The sequence below is a fragment of the Streptomyces sp. NPDC019531 genome (genome assembly GCF_044903305.1).
Taxonomy (GTDB): domain Bacteria; phylum Actinomycetota; class Actinomycetes; order Streptomycetales; family Streptomycetaceae; genus Streptomyces.
In genome coordinates, this window is the sequence record NZ_JBJDQL010000134.1 from 1 (window position 1) to 1,834 (window position 1,834).

The 1,834-nt window shown below is 65.4% G+C and carries 2 protein-coding genes; one reads left to right on the forward strand and one right to left on the reverse strand.

The window, feature by feature from the left end:
* Window positions 1-328 precede the first annotated feature (328 nt).
* Window positions 329-1,492: a cystathionine gamma-lyase gene (locus ACI2L1_RS45145; RefSeq protein ID WP_100581298.1), complete on the reverse strand. Its 1,164-nt coding sequence runs from the start codon at window positions 1,490-1,492 to the stop codon at window positions 329-331.
* Between the two features lie 279 nt (window positions 1,493-1,771).
* Between ACI2L1_RS45145 and ACI2L1_RS45150 the strand changes: the two genes are divergently transcribed.
* On the forward strand, window positions 1,772-1,834 hold a 63-nt coding region (locus ACI2L1_RS45150), incomplete at its 3' end, for a LacI family DNA-binding transcriptional regulator (RefSeq protein ID WP_202863478.1).

The window sequence follows — 1,834 nt, forward strand, 5'->3', positions numbered from 1 at the left end:
CCCGAAAAGTGCCACTTGCGGAGACCCGGTCGTCAGCTTGTCGTCGGTTCAGGGCAGGGTCGTTAAATAGCCGCTTATGTCTATTGCTGGTTTACCGGTTTATTGACTACCGGAAGCAGTGTGACCGTGTGCTTCTCAAATGCCTGAGGTTTCAGCAAAAAACCCCTCAAGACCCGTTTAGAGGCCCCAAGGGGTTATGCTAGTTATTGCTCAGCGGTGGCAGCAGCCTAGGTTAATTAAGCTGCGCTAGTAGACGAGTCCATGTGCTGGCGTTCAAATTTCGCAGCAGCGGTTTCTTTACCAGACTCGAGTACTTACTTAAATGTTATCAGCCGGCCGGGCCCGCCGCGTCCAGGGCCCGCAGTACGTCGCTGACCAGGTCCTCGGTGTCCTCGGCGCCCGCGGAGAAGCGGATGAAACCCTCCGGCACCGCGTCGCCTCCCCACCGTCCGCGCCGCTCCGCGGTGGACCGTACGCCGCCGAAACTGGTGGCGTCCTCGACCAGGCGCAGGGCGCTCATGAACCGTTCCGCGTGCCGGCGGTCGGGCAGGGTGAAGGAGACGACCGAGCCGAAGCCGGCCATCTGCCGGGCGGCGGTCTTGTGGGAGGGGTCCGAGGGCAGCCCCGGGTAGCGCAGCCCGGTGACCTCGCCGCGGCCGGCCAGCGCTTCGGCGACGGCCAGGGCGTTGGCCCACTGGCGCTGGGCGCGCAGCTGGATGGTGGCCAGGGAACGGTGGGCGAGCCAGGCCTCCATGGGACCAGGGATCGCGCCGACGATCTTGCGCCAGCGGCGGACGGCCGCGGCGAGCTCGGGGTCGCGGCAGACGACGTAGCCGAGCAGCAGATCACCGTGGCCGGTCAGGCCCTTGGTGCCACTGGCGACGGAGAAGTCGGCGCCGAGTTCCAGGGGCCGCTGGCCGAGCGGGGTGGCCAGGGTGTTGTCGACGGCGACGAGCGTGCCGCCGGCGTGGGCGGCCTCGACCAGGCGGCGTACGTCGCAGACGTCGAGTCCCGGGTTGGAGGGGGTTTCGATCCACAGCAGCCGGGCGCCTTCGAGAGCGCCGAGCTGGGCGTCGTTCCCGGTCGGTGCGGTGCGTACGCGGACCCCGTAGGCCTCCAGCTGCTCCCGGAGCAGGGGCAGCGCCTGGTAGCCGTCGTCGGGGAGGACGACGGTGTCGCCGGTGCGCGTCTGGGAGAGGAGGACGGCGGAGATCGCGGCCATCCCGGAGGCGAAGACGACGGTCTGCGCGCCGTCCGCGCCGGGCGCCTCCAGCTCCCCGATGGCCCGCTCCAGCAGCGTCCAGGTGGGGTTGGTGTCGCGGCCGTACGTGTACGGGCCCTCGACGTCGCCCGGGAGGTGGAAATGCGCGGCGAAGACGGGGCCGGGCAGGGGCGGTTCGTTCTTGACGGGCTCGGGCAGTCCGGCGCGCACGGCGCGGGTGCCGTCGCCGATCCGGTCGGTCCCGGCCTGGTCTGGGGTGCGGTCGGTCACCGACTGGAAATAGAGGTTTTCGTCCCCCGGATCCTGGCTGTGGTGATGATGGTGATGGCTGCTGCCCATGGTATATCTCCTTATTAAAGTTAAACAAAATTATTTCTACAGGGGAATTGTTATCCGCTCACAATTCCCCTATAGTGAGTCGTATTAATTTCCTAATGCAGGAGTCGCATAAGGGAGAGCGTCGAGATCCCGGACACCATCGAATGGCGCAAAACCTTTCGCGGTATGGCATGATAGCGCCCGGAAGAGAGTCAATTCAGGGTGGTGAATGTGAAACCAGTAACGTTATACGATGTCGCAGAGTATGCCGGTGTCTCTTATCAGACCGTTTCC